This is a genomic window from Citrobacter freundii complex sp. 2024EL-00216 (genome assembly GCF_043945515.1).
Taxonomy (GTDB): Bacteria; Pseudomonadota; Gammaproteobacteria; order Enterobacterales; family Enterobacteriaceae; genus Citrobacter; species Citrobacter portucalensis.
The window spans coordinates 1-24,659 of the sequence record NZ_JBIMRA010000009.1 but is presented as its reverse complement, the minus strand read 5'-3'; the positions used below and the strand labels follow the sequence as shown (position 1 = coordinate 24,659).

The 24,659-nt window shown below is 52.8% G+C and carries 25 protein-coding genes; 14 read left to right on the top strand and 11 right to left on the bottom strand.

The window, feature by feature from the left end; translation table 11 throughout:
• Positions 1 to 126 precede the first annotated feature (126 nt).
• The gene (gene tesA / locus ACHHZ7_RS13480; protein ID WP_087051704.1) at positions 127 to 744 is read right to left on the bottom strand and encodes a multifunctional acyl-CoA thioesterase I/protease I/lysophospholipase L1; all 618 of its coding nucleotides are present in this window, start codon (positions 742 to 744) and stop codon (positions 127 to 129) included.
• Here tesA and ybbA point away from each other — a divergent pair.
• The 6 genes from ybbA (at position 712) to ACHHZ7_RS13450 (ending at position 7,952) form a co-directional block, all read left to right on the top strand.
• Positions 712 to 1,398, top strand: coding sequence for a putative ABC transporter ATP-binding protein YbbA (gene ybbA, locus ACHHZ7_RS13475; protein ID WP_008783992.1), 687 nt, complete (start codon positions 712 to 714; stop codon positions 1,396 to 1,398). The two genes, tesA and ybbA, sit on opposite strands and share 33 nt — an antisense overlap.
• Entirely contained in the window at positions 1,395 to 3,809 is a 2,415-nt protein-coding gene (gene ybbP, locus ACHHZ7_RS13470; RefSeq protein ID WP_060682632.1) for a putative ABC transporter permease subunit YbbP, read from the top strand. Before ybbA ends, ybbP begins: the two co-directional genes overlap by 4 nt.
• Before the next feature lie 186 nt (positions 3,810 to 3,995).
• A complete protein-coding gene (locus ACHHZ7_RS13465) occupies positions 3,996 to 5,129 on the top strand; it encodes a porin (RefSeq protein WP_008783995.1) in 1,134 nt (377 codons plus the stop codon).
• A gap of 260 nt (positions 5,130 to 5,389) precedes the next feature.
• Complete coding sequence (locus ACHHZ7_RS13460; protein ID WP_003831083.1) at positions 5,390 to 6,220, top strand: MetQ/NlpA family ABC transporter substrate-binding protein; 831 nt, start codon at positions 5,390 to 5,392, stop codon at positions 6,218 to 6,220.
• A 63-nt stretch (positions 6,221 to 6,283) separates the two neighbouring features.
• Positions 6,284 to 7,300: a virulence-associated ABC transporter ATP-binding protein SfbB gene (sfbB, locus tag ACHHZ7_RS13455; RefSeq protein ID WP_032942581.1), complete on the top strand. Its 1,017-nt coding sequence runs from the start codon at positions 6,284 to 6,286 to the stop codon at positions 7,298 to 7,300.
• Positions 7,293 to 7,952 (top strand): methionine ABC transporter permease, encoded by a 660-nt coding sequence (locus tag ACHHZ7_RS13450; protein WP_003831085.1) that lies wholly within the window; start codon positions 7,293 to 7,295, stop codon positions 7,950 to 7,952. Before sfbB ends, ACHHZ7_RS13450 begins: the two co-directional genes overlap by 8 nt.
• Here the strand turns inward: ACHHZ7_RS13450 and mnmH are convergent, their stop codons facing one another.
• The 5 genes from mnmH to ppiB all read right to left on the bottom strand — a co-directional run bounded on the left by mnmH (position 7,953) and on the right by ppiB (position 12,166).
• Complete coding sequence (mnmH, locus tag ACHHZ7_RS13445) at positions 7,953 to 9,038, bottom strand: tRNA 2-selenouridine(34) synthase MnmH (RefSeq protein ID WP_060682631.1); 1,086 nt, start codon at positions 9,036 to 9,038, stop codon at positions 7,953 to 7,955.
• Positions 9,039 to 9,134: 96 nt separating this feature from the next.
• The gene (gene purK / locus ACHHZ7_RS13440; RefSeq protein WP_060682630.1) at positions 9,135 to 10,202 is read right to left on the bottom strand and encodes a 5-(carboxyamino)imidazole ribonucleotide synthase; all 1,068 of its coding nucleotides are present in this window, start codon (positions 10,200 to 10,202) and stop codon (positions 9,135 to 9,137) included.
• Positions 10,199 to 10,708 carry a 5-(carboxyamino)imidazole ribonucleotide mutase gene (gene purE / locus ACHHZ7_RS13435; protein ID WP_003831107.1) on the bottom strand — a complete coding sequence of 170 codons (510 nt, stop codon included), beginning with the start codon at positions 10,706 to 10,708 and terminating at the stop codon, positions 10,199 to 10,201. Before purE ends, purK begins: the two co-directional genes overlap by 4 nt.
• A 238-nt stretch (positions 10,709 to 10,946) precedes the next feature.
• Positions 10,947 to 11,669: a UDP-2,3-diacylglucosamine diphosphatase gene (gene lpxH / locus ACHHZ7_RS13430; protein ID WP_060682629.1), complete on the bottom strand. Its 723-nt coding sequence runs from the start codon at positions 11,667 to 11,669 to the stop codon at positions 10,947 to 10,949.
• Positions 11,670 to 11,671: 2 nt separating this feature from the next.
• A complete protein-coding gene (gene ppiB, locus ACHHZ7_RS13425) occupies positions 11,672 to 12,166 on the bottom strand; it encodes a peptidylprolyl isomerase B (protein ID WP_003021875.1) in 495 nt (164 codons plus the stop codon).
• A gap of 173 nt (positions 12,167 to 12,339) precedes the next feature.
• Here ppiB and cysS point away from each other — a divergent pair, with 173 nt between their 5' ends.
• Positions 12,340 to 13,725 (top strand): cysteine--tRNA ligase, encoded by a 1,386-nt coding sequence (gene cysS, locus ACHHZ7_RS13420; protein WP_060682628.1) that lies wholly within the window; start codon positions 12,340 to 12,342, stop codon positions 13,723 to 13,725.
• Between the two features lie 77 nt (positions 13,726 to 13,802).
• Here the strand turns inward: cysS and ACHHZ7_RS13415 are convergent, their stop codons facing one another.
• The 3 genes from ACHHZ7_RS13415 to folD form a co-directional block, all read right to left on the bottom strand.
• Entirely contained in the window at positions 13,803 to 14,327 is a 525-nt protein-coding gene (locus tag ACHHZ7_RS13415) for a metal-dependent hydrolase (RefSeq protein WP_060682627.1), read from the bottom strand.
• A 125-nt stretch (positions 14,328 to 14,452) separates the two neighbouring features.
• Positions 14,453 to 14,665 carry a ribosome-associated protein YbcJ gene (ybcJ, locus tag ACHHZ7_RS13410; RefSeq protein WP_003831111.1) on the bottom strand — a complete coding sequence of 71 codons (213 nt, stop codon included), beginning with the start codon at positions 14,663 to 14,665 and terminating at the stop codon, positions 14,453 to 14,455.
• A 1-nt stretch (position 14,666) separates the two neighbouring features.
• Positions 14,667 to 15,533 carry a bifunctional methylenetetrahydrofolate dehydrogenase/methenyltetrahydrofolate cyclohydrolase FolD gene (folD, locus tag ACHHZ7_RS13405; RefSeq protein WP_003831112.1) on the bottom strand — a complete coding sequence of 289 codons (867 nt, stop codon included), beginning with the start codon at positions 15,531 to 15,533 and terminating at the stop codon, positions 14,667 to 14,669.
• A gap of 575 nt (positions 15,534 to 16,108) precedes the next feature.
• On the opposite strand from folD, the gene fimA reads away from it, so the two are divergent.
• The 6 genes from fimA to sfmF all read left to right on the top strand — a co-directional run bounded on the left by fimA (position 16,109) and on the right by sfmF (position 22,178).
• Positions 16,109 to 16,663, top strand: coding sequence for a type 1 fimbrial major subunit FimA (gene fimA, locus ACHHZ7_RS13400; RefSeq protein WP_032934356.1), 555 nt, complete (start codon positions 16,109 to 16,111; stop codon positions 16,661 to 16,663).
• Positions 16,664 to 16,740: 77 nt separating this feature from the next.
• On the top strand, positions 16,741 to 17,274 hold the full coding sequence (gene fimI, locus ACHHZ7_RS13395) for a type 1 fimbrial protein subunit FimI (protein ID WP_048214759.1): 534 nt from the start codon (positions 16,741 to 16,743) through the stop codon (positions 17,272 to 17,274).
• 41 nt (positions 17,275 to 17,315) lie between these two features.
• Positions 17,316 to 18,008: a type 1 fimbria chaperone FimC gene (gene fimC / locus ACHHZ7_RS13390; RefSeq protein WP_060682626.1), complete on the top strand. Its 693-nt coding sequence runs from the start codon at positions 17,316 to 17,318 to the stop codon at positions 18,006 to 18,008.
• Between the two features lie 7 nt (positions 18,009 to 18,015).
• The gene (locus ACHHZ7_RS13385) at positions 18,016 to 20,637 is read left to right on the top strand and encodes a fimbrial biogenesis usher protein (protein WP_048226211.1); all 2,622 of its coding nucleotides are present in this window, start codon (positions 18,016 to 18,018) and stop codon (positions 20,635 to 20,637) included.
• A gap of 4 nt (positions 20,638 to 20,641) precedes the next feature.
• Entirely contained in the window at positions 20,642 to 21,649 is a 1,008-nt protein-coding gene (gene fimH, locus ACHHZ7_RS13380) for a type 1 fimbria D-mannose specific adhesin FimH (protein WP_048214757.1), read from the top strand.
• Between the two features lie 34 nt (positions 21,650 to 21,683).
• On the top strand, positions 21,684 to 22,178 hold the full coding sequence (gene sfmF / locus ACHHZ7_RS13375) for a fimbria assembly protein (RefSeq protein WP_187392937.1): 495 nt from the start codon (positions 21,684 to 21,686) through the stop codon (positions 22,176 to 22,178).
• A 49-nt stretch (positions 22,179 to 22,227) separates the two neighbouring features.
• Here the strand turns inward: sfmF and fimZ are convergent, their stop codons facing one another.
• Positions 22,228 to 22,860, bottom strand: a complete 633-nt coding sequence (gene fimZ / locus ACHHZ7_RS13370; RefSeq protein ID WP_003831119.1) for a fimbria biosynthesis transcriptional regulator FimZ — start codon at positions 22,858 to 22,860, stop codon at positions 22,228 to 22,230.
• A 586-nt stretch (positions 22,861 to 23,446) separates the two neighbouring features.
• Positions 23,447 to 24,169, bottom strand: a complete 723-nt coding sequence (locus ACHHZ7_RS13365) for a fimbriae Y protein (RefSeq protein ID WP_220709063.1) — start codon at positions 24,167 to 24,169, stop codon at positions 23,447 to 23,449.
• 420 nt (positions 24,170 to 24,589) lie between these two features.
• On the opposite strand from ACHHZ7_RS13365, the gene ACHHZ7_RS13360 reads away from it, so the two are divergent.
• Positions 24,590 to 24,659 (top strand): IS1 family transposase (locus ACHHZ7_RS13360; protein ID WP_001680836.1); only part of this gene is annotated, 70 nt, incomplete at its 3' end.

Here is a 24,659-nt window from a genome sequence, read left to right as displayed (position 1 = left end):
GTGATTTACTATATCCGTCATACTTCAAGTTGTCTGCGCGTTGGCTACGCTCGCTCACCCCAGTCACATAGTTATCTATGCTCCTGGGAACTCTCTCACTTGCCGCCTTCATACAACTCGAATTATTTAGGATAGAAAAGGGGTGAGATGTTGCGCCATCCAGTCGGCGATAAACGGCTGGGCGTCACGGTTAGGATGAATACCATCATCTTGCATCCACTGGGGTTTCAGATAAACCTCTTCCATGAAAAATGGCAGCAGAGGGATATCAAACTCTTTGGCGAGCTTTGGATAAATCGCGCTAAAGGTTTCATTATAACGGCGACCGTAGTTTGCCGGCAGACGAATTTGCATCAGCAGTGGTTCGGCATTTGCCGCTTTTACGTCCTGCAGAATCGTGCGCAGGGTTTGTTCGGTTTGCGCAGGTGCGAAGCCGCGCAGGCCGTCGTTGCCGCCAAGTTCGACCAGTACCCAACGCGGCTGGTGCTGCTTGAGTAATGCTGGCAGACGGGCCAGACCTTGCTGCGAGGTGTCGCCGCTAATGCTGGCATTCACCACCGGCGTTTTGGTTTGCCATTTATCATTAAGTAGCGCAGGCCACGCGGCGCTGGCGGACATTCGGTATCCGGCGCTCAGGCTGTCACCCAGAATTAATAACGTGTCCGCTGCGGCGGCGCGGAAAGTTAACAGGACCAGGAACAGGAAAGGCCAATGCCAGCGGAAAACATTGTTGAAGTTCATCATCTTAAGAAATCCGTCGGTCAGGGTGATCATGAGCTATCCATCCTTACCGGAGTTGAACTGGTTGTCAAACGCGCCGAGACCATTGCGTTGATTGGCGAGTCGGGATCGGGGAAATCCACGCTGCTGGCGATCCTCGCCGGGCTGGACGATGGCACCAGCGGTGAAGTCAGCCTGGTGGGGCAGGCGCTGCACACCATGGACGAAGAAGCCCGGGCGCAGCTGCGGGCGCGGCACGTGGGTTTTGTCTTCCAGTCATTCATGTTAATTCCGACCCTCAACGCGCTGGAAAACGTCGAACTGCCCGCGCTGTTGCGCGGCGAAAATAGCGGAAAAAGTCGTGACGGGGCAAAAACGCTGTTGGAACAACTGGGACTGGGAAAACGTCTTGATCATCTTCCGGCCCAGCTTTCCGGCGGGGAGCAGCAGCGCGTGGCGCTGGCGCGGGCCTTTAACGGTCGCCCTGACGTGCTGTTTGCCGATGAACCAACGGGCAACCTCGATCGCCAGACCGGAGACAAAATAGCCGACCTGCTGTTTTCTCTGAACCGGGAACACGGCACCACCCTGATTCTGGTGACGCATGACCCGCAGTTGGCGGCGCGTTGCGACAGGCGCTTACGTCTGGTGAATGGACAGTTGCAGGAGGAGGCATGATTGCACGCTGGTTCTGGCGCGAATGGCGCTCGCCTTCACTACTGATTGTCTGGCTGGCGCTGAGCCTGGCGGTAGCCTGTGTGCTGGCGCTGGGCAATATCAGCGATCGTATGGAAAAAGGGCTGAGCCAGCAAAGCCGTGAGTTTATGGCGGGCGATCGGTCGCTACAAAGTTCGCGTACCGTGCCGAAAGCGTGGATTGACGAGGCGCGACAGCGTGGCCTGAAGGTGGGCGAACAGCTCACCTTTGCCACCATGACTTTTGCCCGGGATACGCCGCAGCTGGCGAACGTCAAAGCGGTAGATGATGTGTATCCGATGTACGGCACACTGCAAACCAACCCGCCGGGACTGAAACCGCAGCCGGGCTCGGTTCTGCTGGCCCCACGTCTGATGGCGCTACTCAACTTAAAAGTCGGTGATTCCATCGACGTTGGCGATGCCACGCTGCGTATTGCCGGGGAGGTGGTGCAGGAGCCGGACTCTGGTTTTAATCCGTTCCAGATAGCACCGCGTCTGATGATGAACATGGCGGATGTCGAAAAAACGGCGGCGGTCCAGCCGGGAAGCCGCGTGACCTGGCGCTATAAATTTGGCGGAACGCCGCAGCAACTGGACGCCTACGAAAAATGGCTGTTGCCGCAGCTAAAGCCTGAACAGCGCTGGTACGGGCTGGAGCAGGATGAAGGCGCGCTGGGGAAATCACTTGAGCGTTCGCAACAGTTCTTGCTGCTGTCGGCGCTGTTAACGCTGCTGCTAGCGGTCGCCGCGGTTGCCGTGGCTATGAGCCATTATTGCCGCAGCCGTTACGATCTGGTGGCTATTCTGAAAACGCTCGGTGCGGGCAGAGCGCAACTGCGCAGGCTGATTGTTGGTCAATGGCTGATGGTGCTGGCGCTTTCTGGCTTGACCGGCGGGCTGTTCGGACTGCTATTTGAGCGCGTGCTGGTGCTACTGCTCAAGCCGGTTCTGCCTGGAGAACTACCGCCTGCCAGCCCCTGGCCGTGGCTATGGGCACTAGGCACCATGACGGTGATTTCGCTGTTGGTCGGGTTACGCCCTTACCGCCTGCTGCTGGCGACGCAGCCGCTGCGGGTGCTGCGCCGTGACGTGGTGGCAAACGTCTGGCCGCTGAAGTTTTATTTGCCGGTGGTCGTGATAGTCGTGATTGCACTGCTTGCTGGACTGATGGACGGAAGTCCGCTGCTGTGGGCGGTACTGGCTGGTGCGGTGGTACTGGCGCTGTTGTGCGGGGTGCTCGGCTGGATGCTGCTCAACGTGCTGCGTGGTCTGACGCTCTCCTCACTGCCGCTGCGTTTGGCGGTCAGTCGACTGTTACGCCAGCCGTGGTCAACGCTCAGCCAGCTATCGGCATTTTCGCTTTCCTTTATGCTGCTGGCGTTGTTACTGGTGCTGCGCGGCGATCTGCTCGACCGCTGGCAGCAGCAAATGCCGCCGGAAAGTCCGAACTATTATCTGATTAACATTGCCACCGAGCAGGTGGTTCCGCTGAAGGCTTTCCTGTCCGAGCATCAGGTGATCCCGGAATCGTTCTATCCGATTGTGCGGGCGCGTCTGACGGCTATCAATGAGAAGCCGACCGAAGGCAATCAGGATGAGGCGCTGAACCGCGAGCTTAACCTGACCTGGCAGGATACCCGACCGGATCATAACCCGATAACCGCCGGAAGCTGGCCGCCAAAAGCGGGCGAAGTGTCGATGGAAGAGGGGTTAGCGAAACGGCTGAACGTCAAACTCGGCGATCAGGTGACTTTTATGGGCGATACCCAGGATTTCAGCGCCACGGTCAGCAGTCTGCGCAAAGTGGACTGGGAAAGCCTGCGGCCCAACTTCTTCTTTATCTTCCCCTCCGGCGCGCTGGATGCTCAGCCGCAAAGCTGGTTAACCAGCTTTCGCTGGGAGAACGGCAACGGCATGCTAACGCAGCTTAACCGCGAATTCCCGACCATCAGCCTGCTGGATATTGGCGCCATCCTCAAACAGGTGAGCCAGGTGCTGGATCAGGTGAGCCGCGCACTGGAGGTGATGGTGGTACTGGTCACCGCCTGTGGCATGCTGCTGCTATTGGCGCAGGTCCAGGTCGGGATGCGTCAGCGTCATCAGGAGTTGGTGGTCTGGCGCACGCTGGGCGCGGGTAAGAAGCTGCTGCGTACCACGCTGTGGTGCGAGTTCGCCATGCTCGGGATGGTTGCCGGACTGGTGGCGGCCATCGGTGCGGAAACAGCGTTGGCGGTACTGCAAACCAAAGTGTTTGATTTCCCGTGGGAGCCAGACTGGCGACTGTGGGTAGTATTACCATTTAGTGGAGCATTGCTGCTCTCTTTATGCGGTGGATGGCTCGGTTCACGTCTGCTAAAAGGTAAAGCGCTGTTCCGTCAGTTCAGTAGTTAATTCATATTCGTGATGATTACGCACCGGTTTTAAAATCGGTGCGTCTTTTTTTCTATGTAGCACAAATTGATAACTCCTTGATATTTAACAGCACAGAACAATAAAAACCCAACAACACGAGAGTATTAATAAACGTTAATATTTGTGTGCTGAATAATTGGCAGGCTATCTATCAAGGTATAAATAATGACTATAAAAAAAACAGCGCTGGCGGTATCGATCGGCGCAGCAGTGGCATTAACGACTTTCGCTTCACAGGCGGAAATCACGGTCCTGAAACAAGATCCGCAGGCGGGCAACCCGCTGAGCCGTCTTAACTTCACCGTCGGCGGCAGTATTCGTCCGCAGTTCCAGAATATGGCCGGTGACGATGGTAAGAATGGCTACAAACGTAATGGCTTCGATGGCGGTACACGTTTCCGCTTCGCCGCTGACTACTATCTGTTTGATGATATCAGTTGGGTGAGCTACTACGAGCTGGGCGTTAACTTCCCGGCGATGTTCAACTGGGATAACCACTACGCTGACGGTGCCAACGATACCACGCGTCGTATGTTGTACACCGGTCTGAAGAGTGCAACCTGGGGTACGCTGACCTTCGGTCAACAAAACAGCATTTACTATGATGTAGTCGGTGCGAAAACGGATATCTGGGACTACGACATGATCGGTCAGGCGCCAGGTAACGGTATCAATGGCGACTATGATGGTTCCTATCGTACGCGTAAATCACTGAAGTATAAGAATACCGTTGGTGATGTGGATCTCTACGCCTCTTATCTGTTCAGTGATGATTACAACCCGAACAACGGTCTGCGCTACAAGCGTAAAGGCGGCGGCTCACTGGGTGTGGATTATCATATTACTGATGACCTGACCTGGGGTACGGCGTGGAACTACACTCGCGCGGAAATGCGTGGCAACACCAGCAAAACCTACGATCAAAACATCGTCGGTACCGCGCTGAGCTGGAAACCGGACAACTGGACCTTCTCGATGGGCGGCGGTTGGTATCAAAACTTCATGACCACCAAAAAAGTCTCTGTTAACGACTACTTTGCCGGTGACGCCTGGGGTCTGGAATACTTCGCCGGTTACACCTTCCCGGTGGGTCAGTATGCGCTGAAATCCGTTCAGCCTTACTTTATGGGCGACCGTATTGAGTACGTGAATGGCCGTAACTACCTGCGTACCGACAACGGCGTGGGGATCAGCTTCCAGCTGGATTACGGTTTCCGTGTTGATTACGAACACGTCTTTACCTCCAGCACCGACAATCTGGGTGACATGAACCTGGTGCGTCTGCGTTACGACTTCTAATCGACGCCTGCCGCCCGATATGCTTGCGTTTATCGGGCCTAAGAAAGCAGTTGTAGGCCGGATAAGGCACTTGTGCCGACATCCGGCTTTTTCATACCTTCTCACATTTAAAAACATACTCTGCAACATCATGAAATAATTTCAAGGACAGCAGGTTGTGATCTGTGTCATGTTAGAAATCTGCCTGTTATCAGGCCAACGAGAACAACGCCGCATGAACGGCGTGAGACATGACACCACAACGTTAAAATGGAGAAAATATGGGATTGCGTCAGAGTTTACGCGTCGCGACCGGGGCGCTGTTACTGGCCTGCGGCTTACAATTTGCTCATGCGAACAGTGACCCGCACACAATCGTGTTTGGCGTCGCGCCTGGGCCATACGGTGATATGGTGAAACAGGCCATTGCCCCCACGCTGAAAGAGAAAGGTTACAAGGTAGTGGTGCGCGAATTCAGCGATTACGTGCAGCCAAACATGGCGCTCTCCAACGGTAGCATTGATGCTAACCTGTTCCAGCATTCGCTCTATTTTGACAAATTCACTGCCGATAAAGGCCTGAAGCTGAGCAAGCTGATTGTGGTCCCGACAGCCGGGATGGGTTTTTACTCACATAAAATCAAAAGCCTGGATGAGTTGAAAAAAGGGGATGTGATCACGCTCTCCAACGATCCCACCAACCTGGCTCGCGGTCTGCGTTTCCTGCAGTCTATTGGCCTTATCACCATCAAAGACAATATTGATCCAACTAAAGCCTCCGAGCGCGATATCGCCAGCAATCCCAAAGGGCTGGTGTTTAAACCGCTGGAAGCGGCACAGCTGCCGCGTACGCTGGACGGTGTGACCGGTGCGCTGGTCAACGGTAACTTTGCCGTGGCGGCAAAAATGGATCTCGCCAGCGCCATCAAGCAGGAACACCTGGACGAAAATCTGAAAAATATCATCGCGGTACGCAGTGAAGATGCGGATAAACCGTTCGCAAAAGATATTGTTGAGGCGGTGAAATCTCCGGCGTATCGCGCGGTGATCGACGATCCGCAAAATATCTACAGCGCCTTCCAGAAACCGGAATGGATGTCGACAGCCCAATAATCGCTGCGCACAAGGGTTAACAGGGGCAGCGACGACTGCCCTTTTCGCATTTCTGAGGTGGCTATGATTGAGATTGAGAAAGTTTGCGTGGATTTTAGCGCAGGCCGTGGACCATCAACCCGGGCGGTTGATGACGTTAGCTTGCGCATTGGCGCAGGTGAGATATTTGGCATTGTCGGGACCAGCGGCGCGGGGAAAAGTACGCTGCTGCGCACCCTGAACGCCTTAACGCGTCCGAGCCAGGGAAGCGTGAAGGTGAACGGCGTAGAAATTTCCGCGCTGGAAGGGGGGCATCTACGTAAAGCCCGTCAGCGTATCGGTATGATTTTTCAACATTTTAACCTGATGCATACCCGTACCGTGGCGCAAAACGTCGCCTTTAGTCTGAAGGCTGCCGGATGGGAGCGCAGTAAAATTGGTCCGCGCGTGAGCGAAATCCTGGCGCTGGTGGGGCTGTCCGACAAGGCGAACCGCTTTCCGGTTCAGCTCAGCGGTGGGCAAAAGCAGCGTGTGGGTATTGCCCGCGCGATTGCCAATCACCCGGATGTGCTGCTGTGTGATGAACCTACCTCGGCGCTGGACCTCGAAACCTCAGCCACGATTCTGGCGTTGCTTAAGCAGATCAACCAACAGTTGGGGATCACGATCGTGCTGATCACTCACGAGATGAACGTGATCAAATCGATTTGCGATCGCGTGGCGGTAATGTCCGGCGGCAAGGTGGTGGAGTCTGGTGAGGTGTTTGACGTTTTTGCTCACCCGCAGCACGCGTTCACGCAGCAGCTGGTGTCGCATACCCTCAATTTGACGCTGCCCGAGCGTCTGCGCCAGCATCTGCCTGGTCAGTTGCTAAAAATTCTGTTCATCGGCGATTCGGCGGAACAGCCGGTGTTGTCAGAAGTCGCGGTTAAATTTGGCGTGGCGGTGAACATTCTGCACGGCAAAATTGAATATATTGGCGAACGTGCGCTGGGGATTCTGGTCGTGCAGCTGACCGCGCCGCATAACCCTTCAGCGGTGGAAGTCGCCGTGGAACATATTCGTCAACGTACTGCACAGGTGGAGGTGATTCGTGGATGATTTATTGCCTGATTTAACGCTGGCGTTTAATGAAACCTTCCAGATGCTGAGCATCTCTACGGTGCTGGCAATTATTGGTGGTCTGCCGCTCGGTTTTCTGATTTTCGTCACCGACCGGCATTTATTCTGGCAAAACCGTTTTGTGTATCTGCTCAGCTCCGTGCTGGTGAATATCATTCGTTCGGTACCGTTTGTGATCCTGCTGGTTCTGCTGCTGCCGCTAACCCAGTTTTTGCTCGGGAATACCATTGGCCCGATTGCGGCGTCGGTCCCGCTCTCGGTGGCGGCAATCGCTTTCTATGCCCGTCTGGTTGATAGCGCGTTACGTGAAGTCGATAAAGGCATTATTGAAGCGGCGGAAGCGTTTGGTGCCAGCCCGATGCGCATCATCTGCACCGTTCTGTTACCTGAAGCGAGCGCGGGTCTGCTGCGTGGGTTGACGATAACGTTGGTGAGTCTGATCGGTTACTCCGCGATGGCCGGGATCGTTGGCGGCGGTGGAGTCGGCGACCTGGCGATTCGCTTTGGTTATTACCGCTACGAAACCCAGGTCATGATCGTCACCGTGGTGGCGCTGATTATTTTGGTGCAGGTCGTTCAGGTGCTGGGTGACTGGCTGGCAAAACGCGCAGATAAGCGCGACAGACACTGATCACTGTGCGTTAAGCCACTCGGCAACGTCCTGCCATGTGCCGCGAAAAACAATTTTCGCGGCTTTCTTTTCCAACTGATAGCGATACATCGGGTCGTAATACTCATTGAGCAACGGCACCAGCCAGCCCATATGGGCGTCGGTGCTGCCCGTTGCCTGCTGTTCGCGCAGAGCCTCGTCGAGCAGGGTGGTCAGCTCGGCAAAACGTTGTAAACCCAGACGACGGCGGATAGCAAACAGGCCGTGGTGCAGATACTCGCTGTACTCCTGCCAGCCCTGGCTCTCGCCATAAGCGTGGGTAAAATCGTGGTGCATCTTCACGAAATACTCTTCGCGTAGTCGCTCCAGACGACGCTCAAAAGGATCGTCCACCACCGCAATTGATGCCTGGGTCATGCGCTCGCGCAGGCATTCTGGCAGATGATTAGCCCCGATCATGCGGCCTTCATCTTCCAGTACCCACAGACGTAAATCCTGACGGCTATCGGTTTTGAGCATTTCAACCGCCAGCAGGTTTTCAAAACTCGCCTGACTCAATTGAGGTTCAACGGTGCGCCCAAACGAGGAGCCGCGATGGTGCGCCAGACCTTCGAGATCCACACCGTTTGGCTGCTGTTGCACCAGCTGCGTTTTACCGTTCCCGGTACAGCCGCCAATTAAGACGATCGGCTTTTGCACTAATTCTTCAGTCAGCTGTATCACTGCCTGGCGCAGGGCTTTGTAACCGCCTTTAATCAACGGATAGTCAATGCCGGACTCATGCAGCCACTGCTGCACAATATGTGAACGCTGACCGCCGCGCGCGCAGCATAAATAGCCCGCAGGATGTTGACGGCAGGCATCCAGCCAGGCGCTCATGCGCTGTTGACGGGTTTCACCCGAAACCAGTTGATGACCAAGCGCGAGGGCAGCTTCAGGTCCCTGGCGTTTGTAACAGGTCCCGACGGCGGCACGTTCGTCATCGTTCATTAAGGGAAGGTTGATTGCGCCCGGCATTGCGCCTTGCTGAAATTCGACGGGGGCGCGTACATCGATTAAAGGCGTACCGGCGAGCAAAATTGCGCGGTAGTCCGTTCCATCGTTCATGTTTGATCCTGAAAATACAAAACAGCAATGGAGGGGATTTTACGCGCCAGAGGAGGGGCCGGGGAAGGATAAAATCAACTCCCCGGCATTATTGGCTTATTTCAGCTTTGACTGCGCCCAGATAATACCGCTGGCATATTCCGGCGGTAGCAGGGGGATAAGCGCTTCCAGCGTTGCGCTAAGGCGCGCGGTATCGCTGTCGCTCAGGTTCAGGTGACCCACCTTACGCCCTTCACGCACCTCTTTGTCATACCAGTGCAGATGCACCAGCGGCAGCTTGAGCCAGTCGTAGTTCAGGTCGCTACCAATCAGGTTTACCATCACCGAAGGGTGGTTCACCACCGGCGTCGGTAACGGCAGGTCGGTAATGGCACGTAGATGCAACTCAAACTGGCTGATGCTGGCGCCGTTTTGCGTCCAGTGGCCACTGTTGTGCACGCGCGGAGCCAGTTCGTTAATCAGCAGACCTTCCGGGGTGATGAAACACTCCATCGCCATCACGCCGACATAGCCCAGCTCCTGCATGATGGCAGAGAGCATTGCTTCAGCCTGTTCCTGCTGTCTGGCGTTAGCCTGCGGGAATACCACGCTGGTGCGCAGAATGCCGTCCTGATGGAGGTTATGGGTCAGCGGATAGAAAACGGTGCTGCCGTCGTGCGCACGAGCGCCAACCAGTGAGACTTCACCGGAGAAATTGATTCCCCGCTCGACGATGCAATCGCCGTAGCAGTCGTCCGGCAGTTGCTCAGTTTCATTTGCGCGCAAGCGCCACTGTCCACGTCCATCGTAGCCGCCGACGCGACGTTTCACGATCGCCAGCTCGCCAAGTTTGTTGAATACCGCAGACCATTCGCTTTTATCTGCCAGCAGCTGCCACGGCGCGGTCGCCAGACCGAGCTTGTCAAAAAGCTGCTTTTGCGTCAGACGGTCGGCAATAATCGGGAAGACGTCGCGGTTAACAAACGCCGGGTGGCGTGCCAGTTCGCGGGTGAGTGCCGTTTCCGGCCAGCGCTCAATCTCAGCGGTGATCACGCTTTGCTGAAAAGGGACCGCAGCCGGTTCAGCGTCCAGCCCGACGGGCCAGACCGCTATGCCCAGTGGCTCACCGGCCTGGCGCAACATGCGCCCTAGCTGTCCGTTGCCAAGTACGCAGACCTGCTTCATGCGACACCTCGCGGGTCCGGGTTCTCCAGCACCTCATCGGTTTGCGCTTTGCGCCAGTCGTTCAGACGCTGATGTAATGCTTTGTCGTGTGTTGCCAGAATTTGTGCTGCCAGCAGGGCCGCATTTGCCGCACCCGCTTTGCCGATCGCCAGCGTGCCGACCGGAATACCGCGCGGCATTTGAACGATAGAGTAGAGGCTATCTACGCCGCTCAGCGCTGCGCTTTGCACCGGAACACCGAGGACAGGCACCAGCGTTTTCGCCGCAATCATGCCAGGCAAATGCGCTGCGCCACCGGCCCCGGCAATAATCACCTGATAACCGTTCTCTTCAGCGCTTTCGGCGAAGCTAAACAGTTTGTCTGGGGTGCGGTGGGCGGAGACGACTTCAACATGATGCGGAACGTCCAGGATTTCGAAGATTTCGGCGGCGAACTGCATGGTAGCCCAGTCGCTTTTGGACCCCATCACGATGGCGACACGCGCCGGATTATTGCGGGAAGACATGCGTCTGAAAACTCCTGTGGTGCACTACACTCGACTTTTGAGGCCACAGAGAATAGCATAATTCACCGCCAAGGAAAACGATTGCGCGCTTTGCACTTCACTCTTCAAGCTGCCTCTTTGTTGGCTGCATCTGCTCACCCCAGTCACTTACTTTTGTAAGCTCCAGGGAACTCACAGATTTGCCGCCTCGATGCAACTCGAATAATTTTGTGTAAAGAGGAACTGAGTATCTGCAGAATTAAAACGGAAAGGCGATCAGTTCAACGTCGTCAGGGGTGACTTTGATCATCGAACCTTCGGTGTGCCATGCGCCTAAAACTACGCGGAAAGCGGGTTGCTCATTGGCCGTAAGCTCGTGGACGGCAGGGCGGTGGGTATGGCCGTGAATTAACCACTGAACCTGATGTTTTTCCATCTCGCTAATCACGGCCTGCTGATTCACATCCATGATTTCCAGCGATTTGGTGGTGTTGGCTGCTTTGCTGTTGGCACGCATTTTCGCAGCGATTCGCTGGCGAACGAACAGCGGCAGAGCGAGGAACAGCTTCTGTAACCAGGGTTGATGCACTTTGGCGCGAAATGCCTGATAGCCTGCGTCGTCGGTGCATAAGGTGTCGCCATGCATGATCAGCACCTTGCGGCCATACAGGTCGAGCACTTTTTCTTCGGGAAGCAAGGTCATGCCGCTCGCACGGGCAAAACGTTTACCGAGCAGAAAATCACGATTGCCGTGAATAAAAAAGCAGGGAACGCCGGAATCAGTCAGTGATTTTATCGCCGCGGCCATTTCACGATGCAGCGGATTAGGATCGTCGTCACCAATCCAGGCTTCAAACAGGTCGCCAAGAATATATAGCGCATCGGCCTTTCGCGCATCACCGGCTAAAAAACGCAGAAAACCGGCGGTGATCGCCGGTTCTTCTGTGCAGAGGTGAAGATCTGCAATAAACAGTGTCGCCACGATTACTCGCTGACGGTCACGTTTTCGATGATAACGTCTTCTTTTGGCACATCCTGATGCATACCGCTGCGACCAGTGGAAACGCCTTTGATTTTATCAACCACGTCCATGCCTTCAACAACTTCAGCGAACACGCAGTAACCCCAACCCTGCATGCTTTCGCCGGAGAAGTTCAGGAAGTCGTTGTCTGCAACGTTGATGAAGAACTGTGCGGTTGCGGAGTGCGGAGCCTGAGTACGCGCCATCGCCAGCGTACCACGGGTGTTTTTCAGACCGTTGTTCGCTTCGTTTTTGATCGCTTCTTTCGTGGCTTTTTGCTTCATGCCTGGCTCGAAACCGCCGCCCTGGATCATGAAACCGTTAATAACACGGTGGAAAATGGTGTTGTTGTAAAAACCTTCGCGGCAGTAGTCCAGGAAGTTTTTAACTGTTTCAGGCGCTTTATCATCAAACGTTTTGATTACGATATCGCCGTGATTAGTGTGGAAAGTAACCATTTTTGCATCCTGTTCCGATAGATTGGTGCTTCGACCCCGTCAAGGGTCAGAGTTAGGGGTGTGTTATAGCATAACCGCAAGCTGCGATCACCTCGCAAAGTGTGCTGCTTCCGGTCTAAATTATGGGTATTATACAGACTTTACTATCCACACACGTCTACACGGAATCTTCGATGTTAAAAATCTTTAATACACTGACGCGCCAAAAAGAGGAATTCAAACCTATTCATGCCGGGGAAGTCGGCATGTACGTGTGTGGTATTACCGTTTACGATCTCTGTCATATTGGCCACGGACGTACCTTCGTTTCTTTCGACGTCGTTGCGCGTTATCTGCGCTTCCTCGGCTATAAGCTGAAGTATGTGCGCAACATTACCGATATCGATGACAAAATCATCAAGCGCGCGAATGAAAACGGCGAAAGCTTTGTGGCGTTGGTCGACAGAATGATCGCGGAAATGCACAGCGATTTCGATGCGCTGAATATTCTGCGCCCGGATCTGGAGCCGCGTGCTACGCACCATATCGCTGAAATTATCGAAATCACTGAACAACTGATTGCCAAAGGTCACGCTTACGTTGCTGATAACGGCGACGTGATGTTCGACGTGCCGACTGACCCGAACTACGGCCAGCTGTCGCGCCAGGATCTGGATCAGCTGCAGGCAGGCGCACGCGTTGACGTGGTTGATGTGAAACGCAACCCGATGGACTTCGTGCTGTGGAAAATGTCCAAAGAAGGCGAGCCGAGCTGGCCGTCTCCGTGGGGCGCGGGCCGTCCGGGCTGGCACATCGAATGTTCGGCGATGAACTGCAAACAGCTGGGCAACCATTTCGATATTCACGGCGGCGGTTCGGACCTGATGTTCCCGCACCATGAAAATGAAATCGCTCAGTCCACCTGTGCTCATGACGGTGAGTACGTTAATTACTGGATGCATTCCGGGATGGTGATGGTTGACCGCGAGAAAATGTCCAAATCGCTGGGCAACTTCTTTACCGTTCGCGACGTGCTGAAATACTACGACGCCGAAACCATCCGTTACTTCCTGATGTCCGGTCATTACCGTAGCCAGTTAAACTACAGCGAAGAGAACCTCAAGCAGGCGCGTTCTGCGCTGGAGCGTCTGTATACCGCGCTGCGTGGCACCGACAAATCCGTTGCGCCAGCCGGTGGCGAAGCCTTTGAAGCGCGCTTTATTGAAGCGATGGACGATGACTTCAACACCCCGGAAGCCTACTCCGTGCTGTTTGATATGGCACGTGAGGTTAACCGTCTGAAGGGTGAAGATATGGCGGCGGCTAACGGCATGGCTGCGCATCTGCGTAAGCTTTCCAGCGTACTGGGCCTGCTGGAACAGGATCCAGAAGCGTTCCTGCAAAGCGGTGCGCAGGCGGATGACGGTGAAGTTGCTGAAATTGAAGCGCTAATCCAACAGCGTCTGGATGCCCGTAAGGCGAAAGACTGGGCGGCAGCTGACGCCGCGCGTGGCCGTCTCAACGAGATGGGCATCGTGCTGGAAGACGGCCCGCAGGGTACCACCTGGCGTCGTAAGTAACTCTGTAATGCCCGGTGGCGCTTACGCTTACCGGGCCGTATAGGCCGGATAAGACGCATCGCGTCGCATCCGGCAGGTTAATGTTTCCGATACCACCACAGCACACCCATCATTACGATTTCCGGCAGCCATACCCACATTAACTCCGACATGATCACCTGGTGCCCGTACGGCGTGGCGTAGCGTGATAACGCAAACGGGGCGACTTTAATCACCTGCCATGGCGCGAAGAAGCGTTCATCCGACCACGGCCACAGCCAGCCGACGCCTTTACCGCCGGTGGTGACAGAATCCAGCAGACTGTGCGACAGCAGTGAAACCGTCAGGAATAGCCAGCAGCGAATCAATCCCGCCTTAAACCATCGTCGGCCAATCAAGACGCAGAGCAGCGGTACCACGAAGGCGAACAGCAGTGAGTGGGTAAATCCCCGGTGGCCAAACACATTGCCGTAGGCGACGCCGAACTTAAATGACAACACGTCGGCATCTGGCAGCATGGCCAGAACGACGCCAGCAAACAGTAATCGTGGGGGGATGACTTTAAGTCCGAGACCTAACCCTAAACAGAGCGGAACGGCCGCGTGGGTAACGATAGTGGGCATGATGATCGCTTCGTATGGAAAAACAACATGCTATCAGTTCACTGTGAAGTGGGGATGAAGTCATTATCTGAAAACGAGAGGGGGAAGTGGCCGGATACGGTGTTAACCTCATCCGGCACTTAGGGTCACGCCACGACGTTAATGCTGTGGCCTTCAAAGCTGACGGTCTGTCCGGCAACGATTTTGCAGCGTTTACGCGTTTCAACAACGCCATCGACCTTCACTAACCCTTCGCCAATAGCAATTTTTGCCTGGGCGCCACTTTCGCTCCAGCCTTCCAGCTTCAGCAAATCGCAGAGTTCAACGTGTGGGTGTTTACCCAGTGAAAATGTGGCCATCTTAAACGTCCTTTACATCATGATATTCAACACACGCCTGCAGCGTGTTTTCGATAAGTGTGGCGACCGTCATTGGTCCTACGCCGCCGGGGACCGGCGTGATATATGACGCTCGTGCGGCCGCATCGTCAAAGACCACATCGCCAACAACCTTACCATTCTCCAGACGGTTGATGCCGACATCAATCACAATCGCACCTTCTTTGATCCACTCACCAGGAATAAAGCCCGGTTTACCGACGGCAACAATCAGCAGGTCAGCATTTTCTACGTGGCGGCGCAGATCTTTGGTGAATCGGTGGGTGACGGTGGTGGTGCAGCCAGCCAGCAGTAGCTCCATACTCATTGGGCGACCGACAATATTCGAGGCACCAATGACCACGGCATTCAGACCGTAGGTATCGATGTTGTAACGCTCAAGCAGGGTAACGATACCGCGCGGAGTACATGGGCGCAGACGCGGCGCGCGCTGGCACAGGCGACCGACGTTATACGGGTGGAAACCGTCAACGTCTTTATCTGGCGCAATACGTTCCAGCACTTTCACGTTGTCGATACCCGCCGGCAACGGCAGTTGTACCAGGATACCGTCGATGGTGGTATCTGCATTGAGCGTATCGATCAGCTCAAGAAGCTCCGCCTCGCTGGTGGTTTCAGGCAGGTCATAGGAGCGGGAGACAAACCCCACTTCGTCACAGGCTTTGCGTTTACTCGCAACATAAATCTGCGAAGCCGGGTTGCTACCTACCAGCACAACAGCCAGGCCTGGGGCGCGTAATCCAGCCGCTAAACGCGCCTGAACTTTTTGAGCAACCTCAGAGCGCACCTGCTGCGCAATCGTTTTACCGTCAATAATCTTTGCTGCCATCAGAGAGAGAATTCCGTCTGTTACGTTAAACCGAAGGGGATGTCACTATTTTGTCAGAAGCGGGGCGTGCTGTCAGTTTTCGTTTGCGTTTTTACGTGCGATAACGGGTGCCATGGTCAGAGCATGGGAGCAGCACAGAGGCTGAAGTCTCCCAGGTAATTAATGAGCATGCGAATTAAAATTAACGTGAATGAAACAATTCATCACCCTGGTGTTTTCAGGGGTAATGCGCCATAAACCAGTCTGTTACGTACCTTTATGGGAGCATTTAAGTAATATTCACCCAGATTTTTCTTAGGTCCCAATAAGAATTGGCCAGGGTCAATAAAAGGATTTGCAGGTATTTTTCATTAATTGAAATGTTTAATTTAACCCTGTGACGAATAGTCATATTCGCGAAGATTAATTAGTGAATCAAATACTCAGGAGAGTTGGGGTAAAAGGTTAGCTAATTCTCTTGCGATATATATCTTTACAGGATGCAGAGATAATTAGCCTGACATTTAATGTCGATAATGATTCAAACGGATCCCGCAGGACGCCGGAGCCGGATGTGTGTAATTCAAGGGAAATCCATGAAACGTAAATTAATGACCTCTTCTGTTATTGCCAGCCTGATGTTAGTTGCAGGTGCAGCGGTTGCAGCCGATCCGGTAAGCGTTAGCGGCGGTACTGTGCATTTTGAAGGTGAACTGGTCAATGCAGCCTGTGCAGTCAGTACTCAGTCATCCGATCAGGTTGTCACCTTAGGCCAGTATCGTACCGCCAGTTTTACCGCAGTTGGCGATACAACGGCGCAAATTCCGTTCTCAATCGTGCTAAACGACTGTGACCCGAAAGTTGCCGCAACCGCAGCCGTGGCTTTCTCTGGTCAATCCGATATTACCAACAACAACCTGCTGGCTGTCACTTCTGCAGATAACGGTACCACTGCCAGCGGTGTCGGGATTGAAATCCTGGACAATACGTCCACCGCGCTGAAGCCGGATGGAGCTACCTTCTCTACCGCTCAGGCGCTGGTAGAAGGGACCAACACCCTACGTTTCTCTGCGCGTTACAAAGCCACAGCCACCAGCGCTACGCCGGGTCAGGCAAATGCCGACGCGACGTTCATCATGAAGTACGAATAAGCCGTTCTGATTTGCGCAAGGATGACGTTCGCCTCACTGGATGAGGCAATTTCCGGGGATGATGAAGGATGCGGCAGATGATAGGGAAAGGCGTGGCGCTGGCGGGAATGCTGTGCGTACTGCCTGTGTTTGCACATACGGTAATACTGGAAAGTGGCCGCCTTCACTTACGGGGGCAGCTTGTCAATGGTGCCTGTACGGTCGCTACCGACAGCCAAAATTTGCGGGTGCAAATGGGGCAGTATCGCACTAATGCTTTCTCCGGGACGGGAAGCTTTGCCTCTACCAGCGTGCCGTTTTCACTGCGCTTAACGTCATGCAGCTCCGATGTTTATGACCACGTTGGGATTGCGTTTGCAGGTGTGACACCAGCAGAAGATCCGCAGGTTTTTCTTGCTAGTGGTGATGCGTCTGCGGCTTCGGGGATCGGTCTGGCGTTATTTGATGAGCGCCAACAGCAAATTATTCCGAATGCGCTGCCGCTTCATTATGCGCCGATTATAACGCAAGAGATGACGTTTCATTTCACTGCTCGTTATCGGGCTGTCTCGGAAAATATAACGCCGGGAACGCTTCGTTCAGACGTGTGGTTTACGTTGGTTTATCCCTGATTAATTTCCCAACGATAATCACACCAAAGGTATTTGTAGCTATGTTTAATTATCTAAAATCAGGTTTTATCCTTTTACTGGCCTTATTTTCTGCTGCCAGTGTTCAGGCTGCCGGAGGCATTGCATTAGGTGCCACCCGCGTTATTTATCCAGCCGATGCCAAACAAACGTCCCTGTCTATTAGCAATAGTGATACCAAAGAACGTTACCTGGTCAATTCATGGATCGAGAATAGCGCAGGCGTTAAAGAAAAATCGTTTGTGGTTACGCCTCCGCTGTTCGTCAGCGAACCCAAAAGCGAAAACACGCTGCGTATCATCTATGCAGGTGTTCCGCTGCCCAAAGACCGTGAATCGCTGTTCTGGATGAATGTGAAAGCCATTCCGTCAGTCAATAAAAACAGCCTTGAGGGTAAAAACGTTCTGCAACTGGCGATTCTGTCCCGCATCAAGCTTTTTGTCCGTCCGAATAATCTGCCGCAAATTCCGGAAGATGCGCCCGGGATGCTGAAATTCTCCCGTACCGGCAACCACCTGAAAATCAATAATCCGTCAGCGTATTACGTCACCTTGGTCAATCTCAACGTGGGGAAAACGAAGGTTGATAACGTGATGGTCGCGCCGAAAAGTGATGCGCAGGTCCTGCTACCAACGGGCGTTCAGGGCAACGTCACGTTCCAGACGGTCAATGATTATGGCGCCGTGATCCCGGCCCAAACGGTTAGCGTGCGTTGAGATAACGATGAATAAGACAACGTATTTTCCTGGCCTGTTACCGGGGGTTACGCCACCGCTGGCGGGGGTGGCGTTGTCCACGCTGGCGGCGCTCTTTCCCTCTTTAAGCCATGGGGAAAGCTATTTTAATCCGGCCTTTTTATCTGCGGATACGGCAACCGTGGCGGATTTATCACGTTTTGAAAAAGGCAATCATCAGCCTGAAGGCGTTTATCGTGTGGATATCTGGCGCAACGATGAGTTTGTTGCCACTCAGGATATTCGTTTTACGAGCAGTGCGGGAAAAACCGGGGAGAAGTCTGGTGGGCTGATGCCGTGTTTTGGACTCGACTGGGTGAAGCGCCTTGGCGTCAATATCGCTGCATTTCCGGCACTCAGTAAGGATCCGAACGATACCTGCATCAATCTACCGGAGGCGATTCCAGGCAGCGAGATTGCATTTGATTTTTCTACCCTGCGCTTAAACGTCAGCCTGCCGCAGGCGTCAATGTTAAACAGCGCGCGTGGCTATATTCCGCCGGAGGAGTGGGATGAAGGGATCCCGGCTGCGCTGGTCAACTACAGCTTTACCGGCAGCCGCGGCAGTGACACTGACAGCTATTTCTTAAGTATGCTCAGTGGCCTGAATTATGGCCCCTGGCGCTTGAGAAATAACGGCGCATGGAGCTATTCCAAAGGTGACGGATACCACTCACAAAGCTGGAAAAATATCGGTACATGGCTTCAGCGCGCGATTATCCCGCTGAAGGGTGAACTGGTGATGGGCGACAGCAACACCGGCAACGACGTTTTTGACAGCGTCGGATTTCGCGGGGCGCGGCTCTATTCCTCAGACAGTATGTATCCCGACAGCTTACAGGGCTACGCGCCAACCGTTCGCGGCATTGCGCGTACCGCAGCGAAACTGACCATTCGTCAGAATGGCTATGTGATTTATCAAAGCTATGTTTCACCGGGCGCTTTTTCGATAACCGATCTCAACCCGACGTCATCCAGCGGTGACCTTGAGGTGACGGTGGACGAAAAGGACGGCAGCCAGCAGCGCTATACGGTGCCGTACTCCACGGTTCCCTTGTTACAACGAGAAGGGCGTTTCAAATACGACGTGGTTGCCGGGGATTTTCGCAGCGGCAATAGCCAGCAATCTTCACCATTCTTTTTCCAGGGAACATTAATTGCCGGGTTACCAGAAGGCTACACCGCTTATGGCGGTACGCAGCTGGCCTCACGTTACACCGCGGTAGTTTTAGGCACTGGCCGAAACCTGGGGGACTGGGGGGCGGTTTCTGTGGATTTAACCCATGCGCGCAGTCAATTGGCGGATGACAGTACGCATCAGGGGCAGTCTTTGCGTTTTCTGTATGCAAAATCGCTGAACAACTTTGGTACAAACTTCCAGCTGTTGGGATATCGCTACTCAACGCGAGGCTTCTATACCCTCGACGATGTCGCGTATCGCAGCATGGAAGGGTATGAGTATGAATACGACAGCGAAGGCAATCGCCACGACGTGCCCGATGTGAAGAGTTACCACAACCTGAGTTATAGCAAAAAGGGCCGCTTCCAGATTAACATTTCGCAGAACCTGGGAGACTACGGCTCGCTGTATGTTTCGGGGAGTCAGCAAACGTACTGGAATACCTCAGACACCAATACCTGGTATCAGGTGGGCTATGCCAGCGGCTGGCAGGGAATTAGCTATTCACTCTCCTGGTCGTGGAATGAATCGGTAGGCATCTCCGACACCGACCGTATTCTGGCATTCAATATGTCAGTGCCGTTCAGCCTGCTAAGCGGACGGCGCTACTCGCGTGATAACGCGCTCGATCGCACCTACGCCACTTTTAATGCCAACCGCAACAGCAACGGACAAAACAGCTGGCAGAGCGGGATCGGCGGTACGTTACTGGATGGACGCAACCTGAGCTATAGCGTGAATCAGGGGCACAGCAGCACCAACGGTTACAGCGGAAACGCCAGCGCCAACTGGCAGGCGGCTTATGGCACGCTGGGCGTGGGATACAACTACGATCGCGATCAACATGACTATAACTGGCAGCTCTCCGGCGGCGTGGTGGGGCATGCGGACGGTATTACGCTCAGTCAGCCGCTGGGGGACACCAATGTGCTGGTTAAAGCACCTGGCGCGCAGGGTGTGCGGATAGAAAACCAGACCGGCGTGCAAACCGACTGGCGCGGATACGCGGTGATGCCGTATGCCACCGTTTATCGCTATAACCGCGTCGCGTTAGATACCAATTCAATGAACAACAATACCGATGTGGAAAATAACGTTAGCAGCGTCGTGCCAACGCAAGGAGCATTGGTGCGAGCAGCGTTTGATACACGTATCGGTGTGCGGGCGCTGATAACTGCGAAATATGCAGGTAAACCTGTGCCATTTGGATCCGTTGTGCGTGAAAACACCAGCGGCGTGACCAGTATGGTGGGCGAAGACGGGCAAATCTACCTGAGCGGCTTACCGCTAAAAGGCGAATTGCTGATCCAATGGGGGGAAAGCGCTAACGCTCGCTGCGTGGCGCACTATGCCTTGCCTGAGGAGAGTCTGAAACAGGCGGTGACGCTCACGAACGTGACGTGCGAATCTCCAACGGCACGACAGGAATAATACGATGAAACGACAAACAGGTTTGTTACTGGGAAGCGCTTTACTGCTGATGGCTCATTCGTCCTGGGCGACGGTCTGCCAAAACTCGAATGGCACACCAACGGATGTTTTTTACGATCTGTCGAACGTCTTTAACAGCAGCAATAATCAGCCGGGGCAGGTGGTGACGTTACCGGAAAAATCGGGCTGGGTTGGCGTTAATGCCACCTGTCCGGCTGGGACAACGGTGAATTACACCTATCGAAGCTATGTCACTGAACTTCCGGTTCAAAGTACCGAGGGTGGTTTTCAGTATCTGAAGCTCAATGACTACCTGCTGGGGGCCATGAGCATCACCGACAGCTATGCCGGGTTGTTTTATCCTCCGCGAAATTATATCCGTATGGGCGTTGACTCGAACGTTTCGAAGCAGAAGCCTTTTGGCGTACAGGATTCAAACCTGGTGTTTAAACTCAAAGTGATCCGCTCGTTTATTAACATGGTGCCGATCCCGCGCCAGACTATGTTCAGAGTCTATGTCACGACCAGTACTGGAGATGCGCTAAGCACGCCGGTTTATACCATCAGCTACAGCGGTAAGGTGGAGGTTCCACAAAACTGTGAGGTGAACGCAGGGCAGATTGTCGAGTTTGATTTTGGCGATATTGGCGCATCGTTGTTCAGCAAGGCGGGGGCAGGAAACCGTCCCGAAGGCATTAATCCGCAGACCAAAACGGTGGCGATAAAATGCACCAACGTCGCTGCACAGGCATACTTAACCATGCGGGTAGAGGCCGAGAAAGCCTCCGGGCAAATGATGGTATCAGACAATCCTGACTTAGGGTTCATTGTCGCCGACAAAACCGGTAGACCGCTGACGCCCAATAATCTGTCCAGCACGATCCCATTTCAACTGGATGATAACGCCGCGGCAAACGTGAGTATTCGGACATGGCCGGTCAGCGTGACGGGGAATAAACCTACCGAAGGGCCTTTTACTGCCCGTGGCTATCTGCGAGTAGATTATGACTAACAAGCAAACGCCAACTTCATGGGCGCTTCTGGTGATGCTGCCCATACTGACATTCAGCTCGTTGTGCCATGCGGCCTCATCGCTGGGCGAAATCAATATTGAACTGCGCGGAAACGTGGTGGACTTTACCTGTGCGGTGATTGCCAGCGACAGCAATAAGTCGGTTGAATTGGGCACCTGGCCAACAAAGCAGTTACAGACCAGCGGGGATACTACCCAACCAGTCGCGTTTACGCTGAAGCTGGAAGGCTGCCCGCCGGGATCCGCGTCAATAACGTTTTCTGGTACTCCGGCCCCGGGTACGACGTTGCTGGCGCTTGATGACGCGGTGATGGCGCAAAAGGTGGCGATCGAACTGCATGACAGTGACCGTACGCGATTACCGCTCGAGCAGGCCAGCCAAACCGTAGGGATTGATGAAAACGGCAATGCCACGCTGACCTTTTTCGCCAACTATATCGCGTTAGCAGACGGGGTTCAGCCAGGCCTCGCCAGGGCCGATGCCACATTTATGATTAACTATAACTAATCAATGCGCGGATAAAACGCTCCCGAACGAAGTCTCGCCGGGAGTGCTATTACATTAATTCATGCATTTTTGCGTAATCGATCAGCTCAACGATAGTGTGCAAGCCGAGTTTGGCGTAGATGTTAGCTTTGTGAGCACTAATCGTTTTATTGCTGAGTAACAGCTGCTCAGCAATTTCCTTATTAGAGAGGCCATTTGCCAGATAACGCAAAACCGTAACTTCGCGATTAGAGAGCGGCATGTCATTCAATACACCTTTTTTCATATTTATATTGTTAATGAAGTTAAGGGTGTCTGAAGGGAAAAAAGAATATCCCGATAAAATCATTTTTACCGCATTGTAGATATCATTTAAATCCTTTCGTTTACTGACGAAACCATTTGCACCGGCCCGGATAGCACGCCCGGCATAAAAAGACTCCGATTTGGAGGAGAGAAACAGCACCCGAGTATTCTCCTGCAGAGACTTTATTCTCTTGAGTAATGTAAATCCATCTGAACCAGGTAGTTCAATATCCAGAATGACAAGATCGACAGGGTAAGTGCGCAGGTGCTCTATTGCCGTACGGCTGTCATCGGTCTTCAACACAACCTGGATATTACTGTTTTTTTCAAGTAGTACTTCTATCGACATTCTGACAATAGGGTGTTCGTCCATAATGATAACGGATGCTGGTTTCATTGTTGTATGCCTCAAACTGTATGCGTATCTTGATAATTTTATAAAACATCAGGCGTTATAATATTGTCAAATAGCCAAGGGTTGTTCTGAGGGAGAGTCGAATAAATATTATTTCATCCTTGTTTATTCGGTTGCTCTTCTACAGAACAATGAATTTGTGGAAAATCCATTTCACACTGGGAAAACTAACAATTAATCAGAAAACTATGGGGATTATACCTGCTCTGTTCTTTCGGAAAAGGCTTACAACATTCAGGTTGTTAATGTCAGTTAGGATGTTCTAAAAGATCCAGATGTGTTAATGACTATTGGCATTATTTTACTGCTGTTTGAATTATGGCAGACTGAAAAAAATTTTTAAATGGTAAAAACAATACAATAAACTAATTGTTTAGGATTTGTTAAGGTGGGAATGACGCTATTTGTGCTGGTATGCACAGAATCAGTATGGTTTACTGGGGTGGTGGAAGTTAGCATAATACCAGGAATAGTTGTAAATATTAAATAGTTGTGAAATTTAGATCTTTTATCTCATATAAAAATAAGTAATTTCCTAAAAAATCTTATGGCACATAGGGTTAGGGTGTTAAATTAAATGAGCAGAGGTAACGCTGAGGCGATGTATTAGGTGCAAAAAACGCTGCCGGTTTGCTAAGCCCAGACGCGCAATCAGCTGGTTCAGGCGATAGATGATACGGTGGTAGGGGCGAGCTTGTAACAAAGCAATCTCTTTTAAGGAGTTACCTTGTAAAAGTAATTCCACCATCTCCCAATCGAGCTGGTTTATGTGCCTGGAGTGAATATAGTTAAGGACTGGCGACAATAAAGCGCGGCGCATCTCCGGGAGGCGCAGGCTACGTGACAAGATATAAAATGGACCGGACAGAGAAATAAAAGGGATTAGGTCTTCATCGTGGCGGGAAAGCAATATGAAGATTTGGATGTTATTCCGCGGTTTAATTAGCTGGCGCAGATACTCCAGAACATCAAAATAAGAGATTGTTAAACCTTCCATATCAACCACTAACTGACTAATTACCGACTCTCGCAGGCTGACTTTGGCCGATTCAATGGTCTGGAAGATCGCGGTACGTGCTCCTGAAAATAAATGTCGACCCAGCGCATAGGCCAGATAGTAATCTGTCGTAATAATCGCCTGAGATATAGTGTCACTCGGTAATGTGTATTCGAGTTTTTGCGTCAGATACTCAAGTTGGTCAAATACCTGTGATGTGTAGTGAGGATATTGCCAGGTACAGTTAGTGTTTCGTATACGGCGATATCGATCCCGGCGTTTTGCGCTGTGCATCCTTTTCCATTCCATTTCTGTTGCGGCAGGTCTGGATAAATTGCCGACTATAAACATCCCTGACCCAAATTTTCTCCAGCGTAAAGGCGAGTTTCCTTGTGCTGTTGGGTTTCAATGCTTCAGCAATCATCAGACTGGCAATTGCGTATCCCATCAGAATAATCTGCCGGAAGTTTTCTGATGTCTTACTCAATGCCCAAAAAGTCGTTTTATCCAGTTCAACCTCTCTATGGGATTAGATAAAATATTACCGGGTGTGTCTTTCTGTTACCCCGGAAATAGTAAGCCAGGATTATTCTGGCAGCATGGAGATAGGTACAGTAGGTGTCGATACTTAATTGGTGATGAGATTTTTCTCAATAAAAGGTGATGCTGCCAACTTACTGATTTAGTGTATGATGGTGTTTTTGAGGTGCTCCAGTGGCTTCTGTTTCTATCAGCTGTCCCTCCTGTTCAGCTACTGACGGGGTGGTGCGTAACGGCAAAAGCA